Source organism: Mesoterricola sediminis, from assembly GCF_030295425.1.
Taxonomy (GTDB): Bacteria; Acidobacteriota; Holophagae; order Holophagales; family Holophagaceae; genus Mesoterricola; species Mesoterricola sediminis.
The window spans coordinates 904,697-925,510 of the sequence record NZ_AP027081.1; the positions used below are offsets into that span (position 1 = coordinate 904,697).

General features: G+C 68.5%; 13 protein-coding genes, 1 tRNA gene and 1 pseudogene. 11 read left to right on the forward strand and 4 right to left on the reverse strand.

The window, feature by feature from the left end:
* Positions 1–166: 166 nt before the first annotated feature.
* Complete coding sequence (locus R2J75_RS03900; RefSeq protein ID WP_316411112.1) at positions 167–1,855, reverse strand: cytochrome b/b6 domain-containing protein; 1,689 nt, start codon at positions 1,853–1,855, stop codon at positions 167–169.
* Positions 1,856–1,973: 118 nt separating this feature from the next.
* On the opposite strand from R2J75_RS03900, the gene R2J75_RS03905 reads away from it, so the two are divergent.
* The 4 genes from R2J75_RS03905 to lon all read left to right on the forward strand — a co-directional run bounded on the left by R2J75_RS03905 (position 1,974) and on the right by lon (position 7,094).
* Positions 1,974–2,792, forward strand: coding sequence for an arylamine N-acetyltransferase family protein (locus R2J75_RS03905; protein ID WP_316411113.1), 819 nt, complete (start codon positions 1,974–1,976; stop codon positions 2,790–2,792).
* Positions 2,793–2,936: 144 nt separating this feature from the next.
* On the forward strand, positions 2,937–3,404 hold the full coding sequence (locus R2J75_RS03910; RefSeq protein ID WP_243329264.1) for a GreA/GreB family elongation factor: 468 nt from the start codon (positions 2,937–2,939) through the stop codon (positions 3,402–3,404).
* A 72-nt stretch (positions 3,405–3,476) separates the two neighbouring features.
* Complete coding sequence (gene clpX, locus R2J75_RS03915) at positions 3,477–4,721, forward strand: ATP-dependent Clp protease ATP-binding subunit ClpX (protein ID WP_279341733.1); 1,245 nt, start codon at positions 3,477–3,479, stop codon at positions 4,719–4,721.
* 63 nt (positions 4,722–4,784) lie between these two features.
* On the forward strand, positions 4,785–7,094 hold the full coding sequence (gene lon / locus R2J75_RS03920; protein ID WP_243329265.1) for an endopeptidase La: 2,310 nt from the start codon (positions 4,785–4,787) through the stop codon (positions 7,092–7,094).
* 4 nt (positions 7,095–7,098) lie between these two features.
* On the opposite strand, the gene R2J75_RS03925 is transcribed toward lon, so the two are convergent.
* Positions 7,099–7,818: a topoisomerase DNA-binding C4 zinc finger domain-containing protein gene (locus R2J75_RS03925; protein WP_243329266.1), complete on the reverse strand. Its 720-nt coding sequence runs from the start codon at positions 7,816–7,818 to the stop codon at positions 7,099–7,101.
* Positions 7,819–7,860: 42 nt separating this feature from the next.
* A complete protein-coding gene (locus R2J75_RS03930; protein ID WP_243329267.1) occupies positions 7,861–8,229 on the reverse strand; it encodes a hypothetical protein in 369 nt (122 codons plus the stop codon).
* Between the two features lie 197 nt (positions 8,230–8,426).
* Between R2J75_RS03930 and dnaE the strand changes: the two genes are divergently transcribed.
* Entirely contained in the window at positions 8,427–12,044 is a 3,618-nt protein-coding gene (gene dnaE, locus R2J75_RS03935; protein WP_243345697.1) for a DNA polymerase III subunit alpha, read from the forward strand.
* Positions 12,045–12,165: 121 nt separating this feature from the next.
* Here dnaE and R2J75_RS03940 read toward each other — a convergent pair whose 3' ends face one another.
* Positions 12,166–12,645 carry a hypothetical protein gene (locus R2J75_RS03940; protein ID WP_316411114.1) on the reverse strand — a complete coding sequence of 160 codons (480 nt, stop codon included), beginning with the start codon at positions 12,643–12,645 and terminating at the stop codon, positions 12,166–12,168.
* Positions 12,646–12,826: 181 nt separating this feature from the next.
* On the opposite strand from R2J75_RS03940, the gene pepF reads away from it, so the two are divergent.
* The 6 genes and pseudogenes from pepF (at position 12,827) to R2J75_RS03970 (ending at position 20,755) form a co-directional block, all read left to right on the forward strand.
* Positions 12,827–14,677, forward strand: a complete 1,851-nt coding sequence (gene pepF, locus R2J75_RS03945) for an oligoendopeptidase F (protein ID WP_243329270.1) — start codon at positions 12,827–12,829, stop codon at positions 14,675–14,677.
* Between the two features lie 51 nt (positions 14,678–14,728).
* Entirely contained in the window at positions 14,729–15,895 is a 1,167-nt protein-coding gene (locus R2J75_RS03950; RefSeq protein WP_243329271.1) for a metallophosphoesterase, read from the forward strand.
* Between the two features lie 54 nt (positions 15,896–15,949).
* A tRNA-Glu gene (locus tag R2J75_RS03955) sits at positions 15,950–16,024 on the forward strand.
* A 295-nt stretch (positions 16,025–16,319) separates the two neighbouring features.
* Positions 16,320–17,126 (forward strand): type IV toxin-antitoxin system AbiEi family antitoxin domain-containing protein, encoded by an 807-nt coding sequence (locus R2J75_RS03960; RefSeq protein ID WP_243329272.1) that lies wholly within the window; start codon positions 16,320–16,322, stop codon positions 17,124–17,126.
* Between the two features lie 131 nt (positions 17,127–17,257).
* A pseudogene (locus R2J75_RS03965) lies at positions 17,258–18,120 on the forward strand (nucleotidyl transferase AbiEii/AbiGii toxin family protein).
* 118 nt (positions 18,121–18,238) lie between these two features.
* Complete coding sequence (locus tag R2J75_RS03970) at positions 18,239–20,755, forward strand: 2-oxoacid:acceptor oxidoreductase family protein (RefSeq protein WP_243329273.1); 2,517 nt, start codon at positions 18,239–18,241, stop codon at positions 20,753–20,755.
* Positions 20,756–20,814 lie beyond the last annotated feature (59 nt).

A 20,814-nucleotide genomic window follows, 5' to 3' on the forward strand; every position in this document is an offset into this window, starting at 1 on the left:
CCTCAGATTTTGATGTGTTCAATGTTACGCGCCAAGTCTGATTAAAAAATGGGGAGAGTATATAAACACTGAATAAATCCTGGAGCCCCGGGTGCCCGCGGCAAAAAAAACCGGACAGCTGGGAGCTGTCCGGTTCTCCTGGAGGCCGGCGGGTGCCGGGTCCGGCCTACTTCTCGTCGGGGTCGCCGTGGGTGGGCAGGCCCTCCATCGGCTCGAGGGGGTGCTCCTCGTGCTGGTGGTGGGGGGTGATCTTGCCGTCGAGGAAGGCCCAGTTGACCGGGTAGACCTCGGGGTCCAGGAACACGAAGTAGAAGTGCCAGACGATGATGGCGAGGGTGGCCAGGATCGCCTCGTAGTAGTGGACGGTGATGGAGACGTCGACGATCCAGCGGGGCATCCAGCGGGTGAAGTACATCTTGAACCAGATGAGTCCGCCCGTGGCGCCCATCAGGATCGTGCCCCACACCACGGCCCAGTACTCCATCTTCTCGGGGTAGCCGAAGCGCTTGAACTGGGGCTTGGGGGAGCCGGGCACGAGGAGGTACTTGAACTGGGCCAGGATGTCCGTGGCGTCCTTCAGTTCGGGGAGCATGTCCTTCACGAACTTCCGGCCGTCGCGGGTGAAGATGTAGAACAGGTGGATGAAGCCGCCGGTGATCATCACCACGGCCGCGACGCGGTGGCCGATGCGGCGGACCACCTCGCTGGAGCCCATGCACCAGCCCAGCCAGCTGTTGGGGTACTTCAGGGCGAAGCCGCTGACCACGAGGAAGATGAAGCTGGAGGCCAGCATCAGGTGCTGGATGCGGGCCGCGACGTTCATGCGGACGACAGTGCGGTTGGGATCGCGCAGGGAGGCCATGGCCTTCCGGCGGAGGAGCAGGAAGTTGTGGACGGCCATGAAGCCGATCGTCCCGAAGATGATCGACATGTAGATGGCCCGGACCCAGTGGTCCACCTTGGAGCTGAGGTCGGCGACGGCCTTCTTGTCCTGGTGGATCTTGCCGAAGCTGAACTTCTCGTTGGCGTTGGGGTGGCACTTGCCGCAGGTGGCGACGAGGTTGGCCTTGTTGATGGTGGAGCGCTCGTCGGAGGCGGGCAGCACCAGGTGGTAGCCGTGGCAGCTGGCGCAGTTGGCCGCGTTGGGGGAGCCCATCTTGGCGGCCATGCCGTGGTAGCTCTCGAAGAAGGTGGTGACGCGGTCGTCAGGCAGGTCGAACTTGGCGTTCATGCGGGAGGAGCCGTGGCACCGGCTGCACACCTGCTGGGAGACCTTGATGGGGCTGGCGCTCTTGAGGCTCTCCAGGGCGTGGTCCGAGTGGCAGTCCGTGCAGACCGGGGCCTCCAGGACGCCGGCGGCCGTGGCCTTGCCGTGCACCGAGGCCTCGATGTCCTTCACCACCTCGGGGTGGCACATGCCGCAGGTGGTGTGGAGGTTCTCGCGCCGAACCGGGGATCCGACCGCGGTGGCCTTCATGATGTCGTGGGTGCCGTGGCACTCGGCGCAGCTGGCCGCGCCGGTGTTGCCGGCCTTGCGGGCCTTGCCGTGGGCGCTGGCCTCGTAGGTCTTGGCGGGCTTTTCGTGGCAGGAGGCGCAGGCGACCGGCGAGGACTTCTTGCCCGGGTGGGTGCCCAGGTCGACGTCCGCGTGGCAGCTGGTGCAGCCGTTGCCGCCGTGGATGGAGGCTTCGAATTTGCCCTTGTCCACGAAGGGCGCCTGGGGGCCCTTGGCATGGGCGGCGGGCTTCCGGCCGTGGCAGGCGAAGCAGGCGTCATCCGGGCCAGCGGGTTGGGCGGCGAAGGCCAGGCTGGACACCATGACCAGTAAGGCGGAACGTACGATTCCCAGGTTCATCAAAGGACCTTTCCATCCGAAAATCTGAAACGCCAGTGTATGGCCTTTTGGCTGTTGCGGAAATCACTTCTCCGAAAACTTGTTGATCATGAGACCGTGGCCAGACGGAGGAACACGAATGCCGATGGTGCTCGATCCCGGGGAACAGGTGGACCTTCCATCCTATGTGCGCCGCATCGGCTACCGGGGGCCGCTCGAGGCCAACCTGGCCTGCCTGGAGGCCCTCTGCCTGGCCCATGTGGCAATCATCCCTTTCGAGAACCTGGATCCCCTCGCCGGGGTGCCCGTCGAGCTCGACCCCGCGGCCCTGGCCGCCAAGCTCGTGGACCGGCGGCGCGGGGGCTACTGCTTCGAGCAGAACCTCCTGTTCGGCGCCATCCTGGAGCGCCTGGGCTTTCCGGTGGCCCTCCGGGAGGCCCGGGTGGTCCGGGGGGCCCCCGAGGGGGTGACCCTCCCCCGGACCCACGGGGTGCTGGAGGTGGAAGCAGACGGACAGGCGTGGCTCGTGGACGTGGGCTTCGGGTCCGATGGCCTGCTGGGCCCGGTGCCCATGGCGGGCGCGCCCGTCCGCAGGTTCGATGAAACCTGGCAGCTGGAGCCGGGGGAAGGGCCCCGCCGCCTCCGCGCCGATCTGGGCGGGGGCTGGGCCGGGATCTACGACCTCCAGCCCGGGCGCGTCCTCCTCGTGGACTGGAAGATGGCCAGCCACTTCACCGCCACCTACCCGGAAAGCCGGTTCCGGCTGACCCTGACGATGCAGAGGACCGCGCCCGGGGGGCGCCGGGCCCTCCGGGGCCTCACCTGGCAGGCCCCGGGGGCGCCGCCGCGGCCGGTTGCCCTGGCCGACCTGCCGGCCCTGGCCCGGGCCGAGTTCGGCCTCGATCTGACGCCTGAACAGCTGGCCGTCATCTCTAAAATCTACAAGGATGCCGTTTAGGGAATGCTTGCCCTGGCGGGGAGGGATTCTGCTAGGATTTGGGGTCCGCGCCTCGCCCCCGAGGCGCCCCTTTTTTTTATAAGGCTGTTCCCCACCACCGTCCCGGCCGGGACCCCGCTCCCGGCCCTCCGCAACGGAAAGCACATGCCCAAGCACGTCCTGGCCAAGCTCGAAACCGAACTGAAGGCCCTCAAGCAGGCCCTCCTGGTGGACATCCCCCGCGAGATCGCCTCCGCGGCCTCCCAGGGGGACCTCTCGGAGAACGCCGAGTACGAGCAGGCCCTCGCCAAGCGCGACATGTACCAGAACAAGGTCGTCCTCCTCGAGAAGCGCATCGCCGAGGTGGCGAGCCTCGACCTGGACCGCCTGCCCCGCAACAAGGTCGCCTACGGCACCCGGGTGACCCTCCTGGACCTTGACTCCGAGAAGGAAGTCACCTACAAACTGGTCCTGCCCGAGGAGTTGGGGGATTCCCCCGAACACTTGAGCATCAGTTCGCCCATCGGGATGGCCCTGGTGGGTCTGGAGGAAGGGGCCGAGGTGAAGATCAAGATTCCCGCGGGAGTCAAGCGCTTCGAGGTCCTCGGGCTGACCACCGTCCATCAGCAGTGACGGAGGTCCGGGCGCTGCGCGCCCGCATGCTCCACAATGGAAGGAGAGGACGGTCCGGTGGAAGGAGACTCGATGAACAAGACCAAGCGCGACCAGCACTGCTCCTTCTGCGGCAAGGCGCCCCACGAGGTCGAGCAGCTTCTCGCCGGGCCCAACGCTTACATCTGCAATGAATGCGTTGAGGCGGGCCAGCTCCAGCTGCGCATGAGCCGCCAGGGCAAGCCGACGGGCAAGCATGAGCCCCGCCTGGCCCGCCCCAAGGAGATCAAGGCCTTCCTCGACGACTACGTCATCGGCCAGGACGGCGCCAAGAAGCGCCTCGCCGTCGCCGTCTACAACCACTACAAGCGGATCCTCACCCCCCAGAAGAGCCTGGGCGGGACGGAGGTGGAGCTGGCCAAGTCCAACATCCTGCTCATCGGCCCCACGGGCACCGGCAAGACCCTCCTGGCCCAGACCCTGGCCCGGATGCTGGACGTGCCCCTGGCCATGGCCGACGCCACCACCCTCACCGAGGCCGGCTACGTGGGCGAGGACGTGGAGAACATCCTCACCAAGCTCCTCCAGGTGGCCAACTACGACGTGGAGCGGGCCCAGCGGGGCATCGTCTTCATCGACGAGATCGACAAGATCGGCCGCAAGAGCGAGAACCCCAGCATCACCCGGGACGTCAGCGGCGAGGGCGTCCAGCAGGCCCTCCTCAAGCTGGTGGAGGGCACCGTCGCCAACGTGCCCCCCCAGGGCGGCCGCAAGCACCCCCACCAGGAGTTCATCCAGCTCGACACCTCCAACGTCCTCTTCATCTGCGGCGGCGCCTTCGTGGGTATCGAGGAGACGATCAAGCAGCGTGTCCGGGCCAAGGCCGTGGGCTTCGGCGCCAAGGTCACGGGCCGGAACGACAAGGACAACCTCCTGTCCCTGGTGGAGCCCGAGGACATCATCAAGTTCGGCCTCATCCCCGAGCTCGTGGGCCGCCTCCCCGTGGTGGCCACCCTCCAGCCCCTGGACCGGGAGGCCCTCGTGGCCATCCTCACCCAGCCCAAGAACGCCGTCACCAAGCAGTTCGCGCGCCTCTTCGAGATGGACGACATCGAGCTCACCTTCGAGCCCGGCGCCCTGGACACCATCGCGGACCAGGCCCTGGCCCGGAAGCTGGGCGCCCGCGGCCTCCGCTCCATGCTCGAGCAGATCCTCCTGGAGCCCATGTTCGAGATGCCCAGCGAGGAGCGGACGGGCAAGGCCACCCTCCACCTGACCCGCGCCCAGGTGGAGAAGGAGCTGGGCGTCAAGAGCCTCCCCATCCCCGCCGCGGGCTGAACCGGGTCCCGCCGGTCCGGGCCGCGCCTCTGGCATGATGGGGGGAACAGCCCGGCAGGCGCCATGACCGAACCGACCCCCAAGACCCTCACCCTCCCCGCCATCCCCGTCCGGGAGATGGTGCTCCTGCCGGGGGCCCGCGTGCCCTTCATGGTGGCCCGGAGCGCGTCGGTGCGGACCCTGGAGCTGGGCATCAAGCTCGGGGACCACCTCGTGCTGCTGGGGCAGCGGAACCCCAAGGAGGACCAGCCCAAGCAGGAGTCCCTGCACGCCATCGGGGCCCTGGCCCTGGTGGAGTCCCTCATCGAGGTCGCCGACGGCCACTACCGGCTGGGGGTCCTGGGCGTCGCCCGGGTCCGCCTGGGGCGCTACCTGGACGACGGGGACGTGGTGAAGGCCGAGGTGGAGGTCCTGGCCGAGCCCGCCGCGGCGGGGGAGGCGGCGCTGCGGGAGGCCTTCCACGGCGCCGTGGAGCGCTTCCTGGCGCGCAGCCCCGAGGCGGCCGGCTCCTTCGTGCTCGACCCCGACATGGCCCTGGGCCAGGCCGTGGACGCCGCGGCCGCGGCGCTCCTCCCGGACGTGCGCGACAAGCAGGCCGTCCTCGACCAGGCCGAGATCGAGCCCCGCCTCCACACCTTCCTGAAGATCCTCGAGACCCTCGCGGCCCGGTCCCAGGCCGACAAGGCCGGCGAGATGGACGCGCTGGTCAAGGAGCACAAGGCCTTCGTGCTGGGGGAGAAGATGCGCGGCCTCCCCGACGGGCGCAAGGACGAGATCGCCCAGCTCCGGGAGCGGGTCCTCAAGGCCGAGATGGGCGACGAGGCCGAGGCCAAGGCCCTGGAGGAGCTGGACCGCCTGGAGGCCATGCCCCCCCAGAGCGCCGAGGCCACCGTCAGCCGCACCTACGTGGACTGGCTCCTGGCCCTCCCCTGGCGGAAGACCGCCGACGACCGCCTCGACCTGGACGAGGCCGAGCGGATCCTGGACGAGGACCACGCCGGCCTCGAGAAGGTCAAGGCGCGGATCCTGGAGCACCTGGCCGTCATGCGCCGGCTGCGGGACCTGGGATCCGGCGCCCTGCGGGGGCCCATCCTCTGCCTCGTGGGCCCTCCGGGGGTGGGCAAGACCAGCCTCGCCAGGTCCATCGCCCGCGCCCTGAACCGGCCCTTCCTGCGCTTCTCCCTCGGCGGCGTGCGGGACGAGTCCGAGATCCGGGGCCACCGCCGCACCTACATCGGGTCCATGCCCGGGCGCATCATCTCCCTCCTCAAGAAGGGGGGGGTGCGCAACCCCCTCATCCTCCTCGACGAGATCGACAAGATGGGCTCCGACTGGCGGGGCGACCCCAGCTCCGCCCTCCTGGAGGTGCTGGACCCCGAGCAGAACGCGGCCTTCCAGGACCACTACCTGGACGTGGGCTTCGACCTGTCCCAGGTGCTCTTCCTGGCCACCGCCAACGTGCGGCACCAGATCCCCCTGCCCCTGGACGACCGGCTCGAGATCATCGAGCTCAGCAGCTACACCCTGGGCGAGAAGAAGGCCATCGCCACCCGCCACCTGGTGCCCCGGGCCCTGGAGCGGCACGGCATGGGCGGCCTGGGCGTCGCCTTCGAGGAGGGGGCCCTGGAGGACCTCATCCAGGCCTACACCAAGGAGGCCGGAGTCCGGCAGCTGGAGCGGGAGCTCTCGGCCGTGCTGCGGAAGCTGGCCCGTCAGACCCTCCAGGACGGGGAGGGCCCCTTCGATCCCGTCGTCACCCGCGCGCGCCTGCCGGAGCTCCTGGGCCCCGAGCGGTTCCTGGAGAAGCCCCTGGGCCCCGAACCGCCGCCGGGCGTCGTCAACGGCCTGGCCTGGACCCCCACCGGCGGCGACCTCCTCACCATCGAGGCGGCGCGCCTCCCGGGGAAGGGGACCCTCCGCCTCACCGGGAAGCTGGGCGAGGTGATGCAGGAGAGCGCCAACCTGGCCCTCTCCTACGTGCGCATGCGGGCCGAGGCCCTCGGCCTGGAGCCGGGCTTCCTGGAGACCACGGACCTCCACGTGCACCTGCCCGAGGGGGCCATCCCCAAGGACGGGCCCAGCGCGGGCATCACCCTGGCCATGGCCCTGATCTCGGCCCTGACGGGCATCCCCGCCCGGGGCGACGTGGCCATGACCGGGGAGCTCACGCTGCGGGGCATGGTCCTCCCCATCGGCGGCCTGAAGGAGAAGCTGCTGGCCGCCCACCGCATGGGCTGCCGCTCGGCCATCATCCCCGCCGGCAACGCCCGGCACCTGGGCGAGCTACCCGCCGAGGTCCGGGAGCAGCTGGAGATCCACCTGGTGGAGCGCATGGACGAGGTCCTGCCCCTGGCCCTCTCCCGGATGCCCTGACCCCTCAGGCGTCGTACCAGGCCTGGCAGGGATCGCAGCGGTAGGCCCACTTCTGCCGCCGGGTGAAGACCGCCTTCAGGGGCTGGGCGCAGCGGGGGCACTTGGCGGGCTTGGGCGCCGGGGGGCGCGGGGCCCCGTCGGGGGACGCCGCCGGGGGCCGCGGGGCGGGGGGCAGGGGCTCGCCCAGGGCCCGGGGGGCCGCGGGACGCTCGTCCTGCCACGTGCCGCACACGGCGCAGACCCGCGAGCCGCGCTGGGTCTTCTTGACGGGGCCCTTGCAGGCCTTGCAGACGCCGCCTTCGGGCACGCCGGCCTCGTCGCTGGAGTAGGTCAGGCCGCAGCGCTCCGAGCAGGAGACGAAGGTGCCGTAGGCGCCGGCGCGCACCGCCAGCTGGCCCTTGCCGCACTTGGGGCAGGGGCCGAGGCCCTCGGGCCGGGCCGCCTCCGCCTTCGGGCGCTCAGGCGCGGGGCGGGCCCCCTCGGCCGCGCCGCAGTCGGCGCAGACCCGGCCGCGGCCCGTCGTCTGCATGCGGCCCGTGCCGCAGGCGGCGCACCGGGCCTGGGGGTTGCCCCGGTTGTCGGCGTCGTAGCCGAAGGCGCAGCCCGCGTTCTTGCACTTGGTGAAGAACTGGCCCTTCCAGTAGCGGAGCACGACGGGGGATCCGCACCGGGGGCAGGGTTCCTCCATCACGGGCTGGGCTTCGCGTTCCTCGGTCGATGGCATGGGCGGGCTCCTGACCGACCCAGTATAGGACACCCGCCCCGGTCAGAACTTCACCCGGAGCCCCGCGCGCACGTAGTTGTCCGTGACCACCGCCGCCTCCAGCGCGATCGTGACCGTCTGGAAACGCCGGCGCCAGGGGCGGGGCAGGGCGTAGCTGATGCCCGCGTGGGCGGCCGCGTTCAGGAGGCAGAGCTGGGTGATCTGCCGGGCGCTGGGGTGGCGGGGCAGGAGGGGGTTGCGCTCGTAGCGGCCCCCGTCCTCGATCTGGCGGCTCTGGCTGCAGTCCATGGCCACGACGGCGACGTACGAGAGCTCCCAGAGGGTGTCCTGCCGGGTCCAGGGGTCCCGGGCGGCAGAGCATGGGGCGGCGAGGCAGAGCAGGAGCAGGCCCCGGGCGAGGCGCAGGCGCATGGGCGGGTCCCTTCGGGGAGGTGGGGCCCAAATATGAATTAATAATAGCTTCCGTCAACCCTCGGATGGGCACGTCCGCGCGCAACGGCGCGATCCGGAAGGGCGGGCGGACGTATGCAACCCATGGCGCCGATGAAGTTGGAAATGGGTTCGCCGCTGCGGTTCCCCGGGGGGCGGGGCCTTGCGATGATGGACGGATGTCCTTCGCGCACCTCCACCTCCACACCGAATACTCCCTCCTGGACGGCCTCACCCGGATTCCGGACCTCATCAAGAAGTGCAAGGCCACCGGCATGTCCTCCGTGGCGGTGACCGACCACGGGAACATGTTCGGCATGATGAAGCTGTTCGACGCCTGCGAGAAGACGGCGGACAAGGACGGGAACTGGGGCGTCAAGCCCATCCTCGGGTGCGAGGTCTACGTGGCCCCGCGCTCGCGCCACGACCGCAAGCTGGACAACGCCGCCCTCAACGCGGAGGGCCTGGAGGACTGCCTCGATCCCTCCGGCCAGAAGGACGCGGGGTACCACCTCGTGCTCCTGGCCAAGAACCCCGTGGGCTTCGCGAACCTGTCCAAGCTCGTCTCGAAGGGCTTCACGGAAGGGTTCTACTACAAGCCCCGCGTGGACAAGGAGCTCCTGCGGGAGAACAGCGAGGGCCTCGTGGCCCTCTCGGCCTGCCTCGGGGGCGAGGTCCAGGCGCGGCTCCTCTCGGGCAACCTGGACGCCGCGGAACGCGTCTCCCGCGAGTTCCGGGACATCTTCGGCGACGACTTCTACCTGGAGATCCAGGACCAGGGCTTCGAGGCGGAGCGGCTGATCATCCCCAGCCAGCTCGAGCTCTCCCGGCGGACGGGGATCCCCCTGGTCGCCACCAACGACGCCCACTACCTCAACCACGACGACGCGGACCTCCACGACACCCTGCTGTGCATCGGCACCAAGCGGCTCAAGAGCGACCAGCGCCGCATGCGGTTCTCCACCGACCAGTTCTACGTGAAGTCCCCCGAGGAGATGGCCGCGGTCTTCCCGGACCACCCGGAGTTCCTCGAGCGGACCCTCGAGATCGCCTCCAAGATCACCCTCTTCCCCATCACCCGGAAGCCCATCACGCCCCAGTTCCCCGTGCCCCAGGGCCACACCCTCGAGAGCTACTTCGTGGAGGTCGCCCGGACCTGCTTCGAGCGGCGCATCGACGAGTGCAGGCCCCTCTGGCAGAAGGGGGCCCTCAAGCACGCCGAGGAGAAGTACCGGGCCCGCCTGGAGTTCGAGCTGGACACCATCCTCAAGATGGGCTTCCCCGGCTACTTCCTCCTGGTCTGGGACTTCATCGCCAAGGCCCGGGACATGGGCGTCCCCGTGGGCCCCGGGCGCGGCAGCGCGGCCGGGAGCATCGTGGCCTGGTCGATGAAGATCACCGACATCGACCCCATGCAGTACGACCTCCTCTTCGAGCGGTTCCTGAACCCCGAGCGCATCTCCATGCCCGACGTGGACATCGACTTCTGCCGGGACGGGCGCCAGCGGGTCATCGACTACGTGACCGAGGCCTACGGCAAGGACCGGGTCAGCAACATCGTGACCATCAACCAGCTCAAGACCAAGGCCGTCATCAAGGACGTGGCGCGGGTCTTCGAGAAGGACTTCGCCTTCGCCAACAACCTGACGAAGCTCGTGCCCCAGGAGCCCGGCAAGCCCATCACCGTGGGCCAGGCCCTGGAGCAGAGCGAGAAGCTCAAGGAGCTGTACGACTCGGACGCCGAGGTGCGCAACATCCTCGACATCTCCGCGAGGCTGGAGGGCCTGGCCCGGAACACCGGCGTCCACGCCGCCGGCGTCATCATCGCCCCGGACGACCTCACCCGTTTCGCCCCCCTCTCCAAGGACAAGGACGGCAAGGTGATGGTGCAGTACTCCATGACCGAGGCCGAGCGCGCGGGCCTGCTCAAGATGGACTTCCTGGGCCTGGAGACCCTCACCCAGATCGCCAAGACCCAGGGCTACATCGCCCAGACCCAGGGCCACCCCCTGGACATGAACCAGATCCGCGCCTTCGACGACAAGCGGACCTTCGAGCTCTTCTCCCAGGGCGACACGGACGGCATCTTCCAGTTCGAATCGAACGGCATGAAGAACCTCCTCCGGGCCCTGCGCCCCGACCGGTTCGACGACCTCATCGCCCTCAACGCCCTCTTCCGCCCGGGCCCCCTCGGGGCCGGCATGGGCGACACCTACGTGAACCGCCGGCACGGCCGCGAGGCGGTGACGTACATGTTCCCGACCCTCGAGCCCATCCTCGCGCCCACCTACGGCGTCATCCTCTACCAGGAGCAGGTGATGCAGATCGCCAGCCTCGTGGCGGGCTACAGCCTGGGCGAGGCCGACATGCTCCGCCGGGCCATGGGCAAGAAGGACAAGGAGAAGATGGCCAAGGAGAAGACGAAGTTCATCGAGCAGGGCGTGCTCCGGGGCTACGACCGCGCCAAGGTCTCCGAGCTCTTCGACCTGATCGAGTACTTCGCCGGCTACGGCTTCAACAAGAGCCACTCGGCCGCCTACGCCCTCGTGGCCTACGAGACGGCCTACCTGAAGGCGCACTTCCGCACCGAGTTCATGGCGGGCCTCCTGTCCACCAAGGCCCAGCGCACCGACGACGTCGTGAAGTACATCCAGAACTGCCGCGAGATCGGCATCGCCGTCCTGGGTCCCGACATCAACGCGAGCCAGCTGGACTTCACCATCACCGGGCCCAGCGAGATCCGCTTCGGGTTCGCCGCCATCAAGGGCCTCGGCGAGGCGGCCCTCGAGGCCATCCTCGCGGCCCGGGAGCAGGAGGGCGGCTTCAAGGACTTCTTCCACGCCCTGAAGTCCACCGACCTCCAGAAGGCCAACCGCCGCGTGTGGGAGGCCCTGATCAAGGCCGGGGCCTTCGACTCCATGGAGCCCAACCGCGCCGCCCTCGTCGAGGGCCTGCCGTCCGCCATGGAGAACGCAGGGAAGGGCGGCATCGACCTGGGCATGGTCAGCCTCTTCGACGAGGCCGAGATGGCGAGCCTCGCCGACAACTGGGCCGTGCCCGAGGACGTGGAGCCCTGGAGCCGGAAGGAGCGGCTGCGCTACGAGCGGGAGTCCCTGGGCCTCTACGTGTCGGGCCATCCCCTGGAGGAGTTCAAGGACGCCATGCAGGTCCACACCGCAGGGTCCATCACCGCGGTCCGCGAGGGCGTGGCCGCCGGGCGGATCCGGGACCGGGAGGAGGTGACCCTCGGCGTCATGGTCACCAACGTCCAGTTCAAGACGAACCAGAAGGGGGAGGCCTGGGCCATCCTCAACCTGGAGGACCTCACGGACAAGATCGAGGGCCTCCTCATGGCGAGCTTCTTCAACCCCGTCACCCGGAAGAAGATGCGCCCCTTCGAGCTCTACCGCGACCTGGCCCTCCCCGACGCCCTGCTCCGCGTGACCGGCGAACTGCGGGTGGAGACGGCCAACGGCGGCAACGGCGGGGGCGAGGAGGACGAGGAGGAGCAGACCACCATCAAGCTTTTCGTCACCGCCCTGGAACCCCTGGACGACTACCAGGGCAAGGGCTTCAACGGCGCCCTCGTGCGGGTCCCGGCCGGCGACTACCCCGATCGCCTGGTTCCCCTGCTGCGCATGTATCCCGGCAGCCTGCCCCTGCACCTGGAGTACCGGGGCCCCCAGGGCACCGTCGCCCGGGTCCGGGCCGGGTCCGACCTGCGGGTCCGCTTCGATCCCGATCTTTCCGAGAAGGTGGCCAAGGAGGCCGGCTGCGCCCTCAGCTGGACCTACTGAACGGGCCCCTCACCTGCGGGCGGGCAGGGCCAGGAAGGCCTGGCGCGCTCGCCACGGTCCCGCTGGTCTGTCGCCCCGGTGGCAGGATCCAACCCAGGCGCCCTCACCGGACGGACCCCCCTCAGTGGAGCTCGATGAACGTCTGGCCTTCGTTCTGGAAGCCTGCGACGTTGATGGTCGCGCCCTTGGTGGCCCCGACCACGAGGCGGGGCGCAGTCGCCGTCAGCCTCCCGTTGCTCGTGGAGAAGCCCTGCTTCACATTGACCGTGAAGTCGGACATGCGGGTCTGCTGGGCGTGGAAGCCCAGGGTGAGGGCCACGCCCTTGTTCAGCACCTTGGGCGAGGGGCAGACTTCGATGTAATAGCTGTACCGGGGCTTCAGCGTGAACTTGTCCTTGGTGGAGACGAGGGTCGCGAACGCGACGTCCTGGCTGCTGTTCCAGATCCGGACGAGGCCGACGGGAACCAGGAGGTCGTCGATGCTGAGGACCCACGCCTGGCCCGAGGCGTTGGTGATACGGGAAAGGGGGTAGGTGGGGTTGGCGAAGGCCGAGGCGGCGGCCATCAGCCCCAGGGCGAGGAGGCGGGGGCGGGGGGGCATGGGAGCTCCGTGGCGGGAAGGGCCGAAACGAATATAATTTATTAATGGAATCTCGCAAGCCAGGAGCTTCGTGCCGCGCCGGCCCTCCGGGTCCCGTAGACTGGATCCAATCCAAGGAGGGTCCATGCTTCCCCGTTCCAACGCGCTGATCCTGACAGCCCTGATCGTTTCCGGAGCCCCGATGACCGCGAATCCGCCCGCCATTCCCGACTACGCCCTCACCGAGCGCGCCCAGGTTCCGGAGGCCTTCAAGTGGAAGGCCTCCGACCTCTTCGCCGACGAGGCGGCCTGGAGGCGGGAGTTCGCGGCGGTCAAGGCCCTCGTGCCCACCCTGGACACCCTGGCCAAGGGATGGACCGCCTCGCCCAAGGCCATGGGGGACTTCGTGGCCCGCCTCGACGAGATCGAGGTGCGGGGCACGCGGCTCATGCAGTACGCCAGCCTCCAGGGCGACATGGACCTGGGGGACCCCCGGTACCAGAAGATGAAGGGCGAGATCCAGGCCGTGCTCGTGGAGACGGGGGCCCGCCTGGCCTTCATGGGGCCCGATATCCTGGCCCTCGGGCGGGAGAAGCTGGAGGCCTACGTGGCCGCCGAGCCTCGTCTGGCCGCTCGCAAGGTGGGCTTCCTGCGCACCCTCCGCATGAAGGACCACATCATGGCCGAGGGCGAGGAGCGGGTGGCGGCCACCGCCGGGCTCTTCATGGACGCCCCCGCCGACGCCGCCGGCATGCTCAACAACGTGGACATGCCCCACCGCAAGGTGAAGCTCTCCACCGGGGAGGAGATCGTCCTGAACACGGCCGCCTACAACAAGCATCGCGCCTCGGCGGTGCCCGCGGACCGCCGCCTGGTCATGGAGGAGCACTTCAAGGAACAGGCCCAGTACCGCAACACCTTCGCCAGCCTCCTGGACGCCAGCGTCAAGTCGCACGTGTTCAACGCCCGCATCCGGAAGTACGGGTCCTGCCTGGACGCGGCCCTCTACCCCGAGGCCATCGACCCCGCCGTCTACCGGAACCTCGTCTCCACCGTGAAGGCCCACCTGGGCCCCCTCCAGCGCCTCATGAAGCTCCGCGCCCGCATGCTGGGGCTGCCCGAGATGCGGTACGGCGACGTGTACGCCTCCGCGGTGAAGTCCGTGGACCGCAAGTTCACCTACGAGGAGGCCCGGGACCTCGTCCTCAAGGCCACCGCGCCGCTGGGCCCCGAGTACGCCGGTGGCATCGGCCAGGCCTTCACCAAGGGCTGGGTCGACATCTATCCCAACAAGGGCAAGCAGTCCGGGGCCTACTCCTCCGGCGTCCACGGCGTGCATCCCTTCGTGAAGATGAACTACGACGGTTCCTTCCACGAAGTGTCCACGCTGGCCCACGAGCTCGGCCACGCCATGCACTCCTGGCTCTCCGACGCCGCCCAGCCCTGGCCCATGGGCGAATACCCGATCTTCCTCGCGGAGATCGCCAGCACGTTCAACGAGAACCTGCTGATGCACCACATGATGGACACCATCAAGGACGACACCCTCAAGCTCTACCTCCTGGACAGCTACCTGGAGACCCTGCGCGGGACCCTCTTCCGCCAGACCCTCTTCGCCGATTTCGAGCTGGCCATGCACGAGCACGTGGAGAAGGGGCAGTCCCTGACCGCCGACTGGCTCGACGCGAAGTACCTCGAGCTGACCCGCCTCTACTACGGTCACGACGCGGGCGTGATGCGCGTCGACGACTACATCAAGACGGAGTGGTCCTCGATCCCGCACTTCTACTACAACTTCTACGTCTACCAGTACGCCACCGGCATCGTGAGCTCCATGGCCCTCTCGGAGGCCGCCCTCAAGGATCCCGCGGCCCGGGACCGCTACCTGGCCTTCCTGAAGTCGGGCGGGAGCCGCTTCCCGCTGGAGACCTTGAAGTCCGCCGGGGTGGATCTGGCGACGCCGGCCCCCGTCGAGGCCGCCCTCAAGGCCTTCGACGACATGGTGGGCCGCATGGAGGCCCTCCACGCCCGCATCCAGGCCGGTACCAAGTGAGGCCGGGGCGGGGGCGCGGTATCCTGTTCCCCGGCATGTGAGGCCCCCGTCTTGCTCTTCATCATCTTCATCCTCTTCGTCCTCCTCCTGCAGGTGTTCCACCGGCGGCTCCTCCACCGGCTCCTGCCGGAGGGGGCCGACCGGTGGGTCACGTCCGCCCTGCTGCTGATCCACCTGCCCCTGGCCCTCTATGTGGCCGCTCGGCTGACAGGGCTGGCCGGCTTCCTCCCCTGGCTCCGCTTCCTGGCGCGGGGGGGGGTCTACTTCCAGCTCCTGACCGTGATGAACCTGCTGCTGTGGGGCCTGTCCGCCCTGCTCTGGCGGACCCGCCATGGCCGCCGGGACCCCGGCGGGCCGGAGGACCCGGCCCGCCGGCGCTTCCTGCGCCAGACGACGGCCCTGGGGACCGCCTTCGCGGCCGCTGGCGTCCTGTATGGGCGGCGGGAGGCCTTTTCGGATCCGGAGGTGGTCCACCTGGATCTGCGCTTCCCGGACCTGCCCCCCGGCCTGGATGGCATCCGCATCGCCCAGATCAGCGACCTGCACACGGGTCCCCTGGTCAAGCCGGCGGTCGTGGCCCGGTGGCGCGCCCTCGTCCAGGCGGAGCGGCCGGAGCTCCTGCTGGTCACCGGGGACATCGTGGACAGCCTGCCCGAGGAGGCGCAGACCGTGGCCGACGCGTTCCGGGACTTCCCGGCGCCCCTGGGCCGCTTCGCCATCCTGGGCAACCACGACTACTTCACCGATCCCCGGCCCATCTGGGCCACCCTGGAGGCCGGCGGCTTCCGGCTCCTGGAGAACCGCTGGGAGCTCGTGCGGCGGAACGGGGATGACCTCGCCCTGGTGGGCCTCCAGGACCCCATGGCCCGCCATGGCCACTTCCGGGACATCCGCTTCGGCCCCGGCCCCCTGCCGGAACTCGCAGTGCGGGGCCTGCCCCCGGGGACCTGGCGCCTGTGCCTGTCCCACCGGCCCAGCGATTGGAACCTGGCCCGGAAGACCGGCGCCCGCCTGACCCTGTCCGGCCACACCCACGGGGGCCAGGTGAACCTGATCCCCGGCGTGAGCAGCGCCCTGCTCGTGGGTCCCTACACCGCCGGCCTCTACCGCAAGGGCGGGGACGCCCTCTACGTGAACCGCGGCCTGGGTGTCGTCGGCATTCCCGTGCGGCTCGGGGCCCCGCCCGAGATCACGATCCTCACCCTGAGGCGCGGCTGAAAACCGCTTGCCTTTTCCCCGGGATCAGGTAAGATCAAGATTCGTCACGACCGTGGCTCCATCGTCTAGCGGTTAGGACAGCGCCCTCTCACGGCGTAAACCGGGGTTCGATTCCCCGTGGGGCTACCAAAGAAATGATTGAAGTTAGAAGCCGGAGAAACCCTCCGGCTTCTTCTTTTTTCGCGCCTCCTCAGCAGATTTCCTCAGTTGGGGTACCCCGGGATGGGGCGAGGGGGTGCGCGGGTCCGCGATGGGATGAGAGGGCGACTCCAGACCCGTGAAGCGTGGGGATTGGGAATTGAATAATCGTTTATAGCTGCTTCCTTGGTGAAGGGGTGGGTGGCGCTCATCGGCCTCTCTACAAGACTTGGCTCCATTAATCAAAAGGCCTAAATCAATCACGCTTATTGATTGCTGGAGTCAAGTGGCGGCTATCCAGGACTTTTTCTTTCAGCACCCGGTTTTTCGCCGGGAGGAATTGGTCCGCCATCTGGAAGCACAGAAAGGCCGAGGGCTATCAGCCAATACCGCGCGAGAACTGCTGCGTTATCACCAAGTCCGGGGGCACTTGCTCGCGGTCCGGCGCGGCCTGTATGCATTCGTCCGGCCCGGGTTCTCACCGGCAAGCAGCCCCGTTGACACCTACCTGGTGGCCTCAAAGGGTGTCCCGGATGGGGTCCTGGCCTACCATTCAGCCCTTGAACTTCATGGGTTGGCGTATTCCACTTTTGAGACCATCCAGGTGGTTACCAAGCGGATCTTGCGGACATGGCACTTCCGCGGCATTGATTTTCGTCCGATCAAGGCAGCCCAAGCGTTGGGCGACGAGGCCTTGACCCTCGGCGTCCAGACGATGGATCGAAGTGGCCAGGACATCCTGGTTACCACTCCGGAACGGACGTTCGTGGATGTGCTTGACCGGCCAGACCTGGGAGGAGGATGGGAGGAAATCTGGAGATCCCTGGAAGGCCTGAGCATCCTGTCCTTTGGTGAAGTCGTTGCTTATGTGAAGCGACTCGCCAATGCGACCACGGCGAGCCGGGTCGGTTATTTTCTGGAGCAGCACCGGGACCTTTTATCCGTGGATGAAACAGTACTGGCTTCGCTTGAAAGGCTGCGCCCGACCGGTGTTCACTACATGGATCCCCGTGAAGGCGGCCACTTGGCCCAGCGCTGGAACCTGATCGTCCCGGACCGGGTAGCATCGAGGCGTTGGGAGGAACCGCAGTGAAGCTCTCCTTTGACCGGCTTCTGCAGGAGGCCAATGCCACCGGCTTTCGACCCGAGTCTCTGGAAAAAGTGCTTCGCCTCATTGGGCTTCTCAACGCGATTTTCCGTCTTCCTGACCTTGCCTCCAGGCTGGTGCTGAAGGGGGGGACGGCCCTCAATCTATTTCTCTTTGACCTCCCCCGGCTGTCGGTGGACATCGACCTGAACTACATCGGCTCAGGCGATCTCAAGGTCATGGAGGAGGAAAGGCCATGGCTGGAAACCAGACTCCGTGCGGTATTCGAAGCCGATGAATTCACCGTCCGGCGAACACCGACGGAACACGCGGGAGGAAATGGATGCTCCGATACGTCGGAGCCCAGGGCCAGGGAGGCAACCTCGAGGTGGATCTGAACTGGATCCACCGTGTCCCTCTTGAGCCCATTCAACGTCTTGACTCACGACCGCTGGGCTCCTTCATCGCGAAGAGCGTCCCAACGTTGGATCTGCATGAACTCGCTGGCGGAAAACTGGCTGCGCTCCTGGACCGTTCGGCATCCCGCGATATCTTCGATGCCTGCGGCCTCTTTGAACACCCCGACCTCGATTTGGAAAAGCTGCGGCTCGCCTTTGTGGTGATGGGCGCCATGAGTCGCACCACGGACCTGAGAAAAGTCCATTCCGGCGGCACCACCATCGACAAACAGGATTTCCGGAATTCGGTGGAACCTCTGCTACGAGTTCGAGGACCCGAGTTGGACTTGGAGGCGATGCAGGAAACCTGCCGCCACGGATTGTCAAAACTTCTGCCTTTGCGCTCGTCAGAAACCGCATTCCTGGATGCCCTTTGGGATCGTGGTGAAATCCATCCTGAGTACCTGACGACGGATGCTGGGACACAGGGTCGAATCCTGAGCATGCCCATGCTGCTGTGGAAGGCCCAGCACGTGGGGCGTCCCAAAGGCACCTCCTTGGCAGGACGCAACAAACCATCCAAGAGGAACGTCAGGAGGTAAAAGATCCTCTTCCCCTGTGAGCGGCATCACATCCTGGTCCGAGGCGGGCCGTCTGTAGCCCCTGCTACGTCCGGGGGGGGCGAAACGCCGAAGAATGGGCAGATCCAGGAGTGGTTCCATGTCCCATGTCATCGCTGAGCTGTGCGACGCCCCGGAGGGCCGCCGGGAGGTCCTGCAGGGCAACATCGCCTTCGCGGTCGGGTGCGTCCGCGCGGGCTACCATGCCGCGGACGGCTACCCGGGGACGCCCAGTTCCGAGGTCATCGACGACGGCCTGGCCCACGTGCAGGACCGCATGGCCGTGGGCTGGTCCGTGAACGAGGCCACGGCCGCGGCGGTGGGCTTCGGGCACACCCTGGCCGGGCGGGACTGCGTGGTGACCATGAAGATCCCCGGCCTCTTCCAGGCGGGGGACGTCTTCACCAGCGGCGCCAGCTTCACCCAGGCGCGGGGGGCCCTGGTCTACTACATCGCCAGCGATTTCACGCCCAGTTCCACCCAGCACGTGGTCGATCCCCGGCCCCTCTTCGAGAGCTGCTTCCTGCCGGTGCTCGAGCCCCGGAACCACCAGGAGATGCTGGAGGCCCCGGCCCTGGCCGCCGACCTGGCCCGGACCTACCGGACCCAGGTGGTGGTCATGCCCAGCGGCGCCCTCTGCCACAGCGAGGGCTCCGTCCGGCTCACGGCGAGCCGCCAGGTCGAGCCCGTGGCCATGCCCGCCAGTCTCCGGGATTTCAACGTCCTGCCGAACATGTGCGTCAAGTCGTACCAGCGGGTCCTGGCCGAGCGCATGCCGGCCCTGGTCCGCATGGTCGAGGAGAGCCCCCTCAACCGCTGGGACCGCGGGGCGGGGCGCCTCGGCGTCCTCACGTACGGGGTCTGCGACCTGTACGTCCGCGAGGTGATGGCCGCCACGGGGGCGGACCTGGACGTGCTCTCCCTGGGCTTCAGCCATCCGCTGCCCATGGACCTCATCCGCCGCTTCTGCGCCTCCGTGCGGGAGGTCGTGGTCATCGAGGACGGCTACCGGTTCCTGCAGGAGGCCTGCGAGCGCGCGGGCCTGACCGTGCGGGGGAAGGCGCCCTACAGCCCCGTCACCGAATGGAACCCCGCCAGCATCGCCGCCTGCCTTGGCCTTGAGGTGCCCCGGGTCGACGCCGGCCTTCCCCCCGTCAGCCGTCCGCCCCTCCTCTGTGCCGGCTGCCCCTACCGCCCCTTCGTCCAGGAGGTGCTCGCCCTCCGGAAGCGGGGCAAGCTGGACGCGGTCTTCGGCGACATCGGCTGCAACGCCCTCCTGTACTTCATGGACGCCATGGACACGGGCCTGGCCATGGGGGCCAGCGAGAGCAAGCGCATCGGCTACGTCCTCTCCCGCCCGGAGCAGGCCGGGCGGTGCATCAGCGTGATCGGGGACAGCACCGAGTGCCATTCGGGCATGGACGCCACCCGCAACACGGTCTACCGGAAGGTGCCGGGGGTGAAGGTGGTCCTGGACAACGAATGGACGGCCATGACCGGGGGCCAGCCGTCCCCCACGTCCCCCGCCAACCTGGCCGGCGAAGCCCCCGGCTTCGACTTGCCCGCCTCCCTGGCGGCCCACGGGTCAAGGGTGGAGGTGCTCGGCGCCTACGACCGGAAGGCCCTCCGGGAGGGCCTGCGCAAGGCCCTGGCGGCGGCCGAGGCGGGGGCCTTCACCACCCTGGTGATCCGGGACGGGGCCTGCCTCAAGAAGTCCAAGCCCAGCCGCCAGCGGGTCCAGGTGGACCCGGCGGACTGCAAGCGCTGCAACCTGTGCCTGGTCTGCCCCGGCCTCGCGCTGGGGGAGGGCGGGGTCCCCGCGGCCACCAACCTCTGCTCCGGCTGCGGCGGCCACACCCCGGCCTGCGTCCAGATGTGCCCCACCCACGTGCTCAAGCCCGTGGACGTGGCGGCCCTGGGCCTGCCCGCGGGCGGCAGCTTCCCGGCCGCGCCGGCCGAGGTCTCCGTGCCCGCCCTCGGCGAGCTGCCGGCGCGCCTTTCGGTGGCCATCCGCGGCGTGGGCGGCCAGGGCAACCTGTTCTTTGGCCGGGTGCTTGCCCAGCTGGCAAGCCTCGCCGGGTACGGCGAACGCAACATCGTGAAGGGCGACACCCACGGCATGGCCCAGATGGGCGGCCCGGTCATCAGCACCTTCAGCTGCGGCGAGGTGCACAGCCCCGTCCTCCTGCCAGGCACGGCGGACTGCCTCATCGTCATGGAGCAGAGCGAGGTGCTCCGGCCCGGCTTCCTGGAGCTGCTGCGCCCGGGCGGCACGCTGGTGCTGGCCGCGACGCGCATCGTGCCCGAGGGGATGGACCCCGCGGACTATCCCTCCCAGGAGGCCCTCCGCGCCCGCCTCGCGGCCTACCGGCTCATCGAGGTGGACCCCCTCGGCCGGGCCCTGGACCTGGGGGACCCCACCGGCCGGATCAGCAACGTCGTCCTCATGGGCATCCTGAGCACCCTGGCGCCCTTCGACCGGTTCCCCGCCGAGCTGTGGTGGAAGGCCCTCCAGAAGGTGAACCCCAAGGCCGCCGTCTGGGCCGCCAACTACGCGGCCTTCAACGCGGGCCGGGCCCTGGAACCCCTCGCCGTCGCCGGTGCGGCGGCCGAGTGATCCGCCGCCGGCCTTGACATCCCGGTGCCGCCCGGGAGGATAGGAAGCACCGAGCCGGC